The organism is Mycobacterium sp., from assembly GCF_025965855.1.
Classification (GTDB): Bacteria; Actinomycetota; Actinomycetes; order Mycobacteriales; family Mycobacteriaceae; genus Mycobacterium.
The window spans coordinates 1-2,963 of the sequence record NZ_JAOPWB010000125.1; the positions used below are offsets into that span (position 1 = coordinate 1).

The window sequence follows — 2,963 nt, forward strand, 5'->3', positions numbered from 1 at the left end:
CGCAGCCCAAGGCGGCACCGGCGGCACCGGCGGCGCGGGCGGCACGGGCGGCAATGGCGCAACCGGGGGCAACGCGACCGGCGGCGGCGCCGGAGGCAACGGCGGCAACGGCGCAAACGGTGGAAACGGGGGCGCCGGCGGTTCGGGCACAACGGTGGGCACCGGCGGCACCGGTGGCACCGGCGGCACGAAGGGCACCGGCGGGACCGGCAGTCCCGCCGGCAGCAACGGCACCAACGGCACCAGTGGCTCGCATGGTTAAGCCGGTCCGAGCGTGCCTGCCTAGAAGCTCACCCGGTACCGCACCGAAAGGTCAGACGCGGCGCAGCCGATCCTTCAGCACTTCGCACGTCGCCAACACCGAATCCAATTGCTCGGCGACGCGGGCCGGCGCGGTGCCGCCCCGCCCGTCGCGTGACGACACCGAGCCCTCGATCGTCAGCACCTCGCGCACCTGCGGCGTCAGCTCGGGGCTGATGGCGGCGAGCTCGTCGTCGGTCAGCTCGTCGAGCCCGACGCCGCGGCCTTCGGCGGCGCGGACGGCCGCCCCGGCGGCCTCGTGCGCGGACCGGAACGGAACCCCTTGGCGCACAAGCCATTCCGCAATATCAGTGGCCAGCGTGTAGCCGACCGCGGCTAACGAAGCCATCCGCTCGACGTCGAACGTCAGGCTGGCCACCAGCCCCGCCATGGCCGGCAGCAGCAGCTCCAGCTGGGCGACCGCGTCGAACACCGGCTCCTTGTCCTCCTGCAGATCACGGTTGTAGGCCAGCGGCTGGGCCTTCAGCGTCGCCAGCAGCCCGGCCAGGTTTCCGATCAGCCGCCCGGCCTTGCCGCGGGCCAACTCGGCGATGTCGGGGTTCTTCTTCTGCGGCATGATCGAGCTGCCGGTCGACCACGAATCGTGCAGGCTGACGTAGCCGAATTCCGTCGTACTCCAAAGGATGATGTCCTCGGCCAGCCGGGACAGGTCGACGGCGATCATGGCGAAGACGAACGCGGCCTCGGCGGCGAAGTCCCGGGCCGCAGTCGCGTCGATGGAATTGTCGGCGGCGGCGCGAAAGCCCAGCTCCGCCGCGATCGCGCCCGGGTCCAGGCCCAGCGACGACCCGGCCAGCGCCCCCGAGCCGTACGGGGACACCGCCGCGCGCCTGTCGAAGTCGACGATCCGGTCCACGTCGCGCAGCAACGGCTGGGCGTGCGCGAGCAGGTGGTGGGCCAGCAGGATCGGCTGGGCGGACTGCAGGTGGGTCTTGCCGGGCATGATGGCGCTCGGGTGCGCGGCGGCCTGGGCGGCCAGCGCGCCGACGACGTCGAGCGTCCCGGCGGCGACCCGTCGCACCGCGTCGCGCAGCCACATCCGGAACAGCGTGGCCACCTGGTCGTTGCGCGACCGCCCGGCCCTCAGCCGGCCACCCAGGTCGGGCCCGACCCGGTCGATCAGCCCGCGCTCCAGCGCGGCGTGCACGTCCTCGTCGGTGACCAGCGGCGTGAAGCTGCCGTCGGCGACGTCCTCGGCGAGGCTGTCAAGCCCTGCCAGCAGCCCGTCGCGCTGCTCCTCGGTGAGCAGGCCGGCTCGGAACAGGATCACGGTGTGGGCCCGCGAGGCGATGATGTCGTAGGGCGCCAGCACCCAGTCGAAGTGCGTGGACTTGCTCAGCGCGGCCAGCGCGTCAGACGGACCCTCGCCGAACCGCCCGCCCCACAGCGACCCCTCGCGCGTGCTCACCGCTTCTCCGCGAGCAGACGCAAAAGCCCCTTCGCCCACGGCGTGTCGGGGGCTTTTGTGTCTGCTCGGCACAAGACGGTCACCGCAGGTCCCGGCGGGAGGCGATCTTCGACGACAACCCGTGCACGTAGACGAAACCCTTCGCCGACGATTGGTCGAAGCTGTCGCCCTCGTCGTAGGTGGCCAGGTTGAAGTCGTACAGGGACTCCGCGCTGCGGCGGCCGTTGACCGCGATGTGGCCGCCGTGCAGCACCATTCGGACCTCGCCGGAGACGTGCTCCTGGGTCTTGGCCACGAAGCTCTCCAGCGCGACCTTCAGCGGCGAATACCAGAGCCCGTCGTACACCAGCTCGGCCCAGCGCTGGTCGGTCTGGCGTTTGAACCGGCCCAGCTCCCGCTCCAACGTCACATGTTCGAGTTCGGTGTGCGCGGTGATGAGCACCATCGCGCCCGGCGCCTCGTAGATCTCGCGGCTCTTGATGCCCACCAGCCGGTCCTCGACGACGTCGAGGCGCCCGACACCCTGCGCCCCGGCGCGGGCGTTGAGCTCCTCGATGGCCTGCAGCATCGACACCGGTTTGCCGTCGATGGACACCGGCACCCCGCGCTCGAAACCGACGATCACCTCGTCGGGCGTGCTCCAATTCAGGGTGGGGTCTTCGGTGTAGGCGTAGACGTCCTTGGTGGGGGCGTTCCAAAGGTGTTCCAGGAAGCCGGTTTCCACCGCGCGGCCCCACACGTTCTGGTCGATCGAGAACGGCGAGCGCTTGCTGACGTTGATCGGGATGGCGTTCTCCTCGGCGAACGCGATCGCCTTCTCCCGCGTCCACGCGTAGTCGCGGACCGGCGCCAGCACCTCCAGATCCGGTGCCAGCGAGGCGAATCCGACCTCGAACCGGACCTGGTCGTTGCCCTTGCCGGTGCAGCCGTGCGCGACGATGCCGCCGCCGTGCTCGCGGGCGGCCGCGACCAGGTGCTTGACGATCAGCGGCCGGCTGATCGCCGACACCAGCGGGTAGCGATCCATGTACAGCGCGTTGTTGAGCACCGTCGGCAGGCAGTAGCCCTCGGCGAATTCGTCGCGGGCGTCGACGACGACGGCATCCACGGCGCCGCAGTCCAGGGCCCGCTGGCGCACCACCTCCAGGTCCTCGCCGCCCTGGCCGAGGTCGATCGCGACCGCGACCACCTCGCGGCCGGTCTCGTTGCCGATCCAGCTGATCGCCACCGAGGT

The 2,963-nt window shown here is 70.9% G+C and carries 3 protein-coding genes; 1 reads left to right on the forward strand and 2 read right to left on the reverse strand.

The annotated features are described in order from the left end of the window. On the forward strand, positions 1–262 hold a 262-nt coding region (locus tag JWP83_RS09515; protein WP_297729219.1), incomplete at its 5' end, for a hypothetical protein. Positions 263–313: 51 nt separating this feature from the next. On the opposite strand, the gene argH is transcribed toward JWP83_RS09515, so the two are convergent. Both argH and JWP83_RS09525 read right to left on the reverse strand, forming a co-directional pair. Beyond that, positions 314–1,729, reverse strand: a complete 1,416-nt coding sequence (gene argH, locus JWP83_RS09520) for an argininosuccinate lyase (protein ID WP_297729222.1) — start codon at positions 1,727–1,729, stop codon at positions 314–316. A gap of 79 nt (positions 1,730–1,808) precedes the next feature. After that, positions 1,809–2,963: argininosuccinate synthase (locus tag JWP83_RS09525; RefSeq protein WP_297729225.1), on the reverse strand; the 1,155-nt coding region annotated here is incomplete at its 5' end.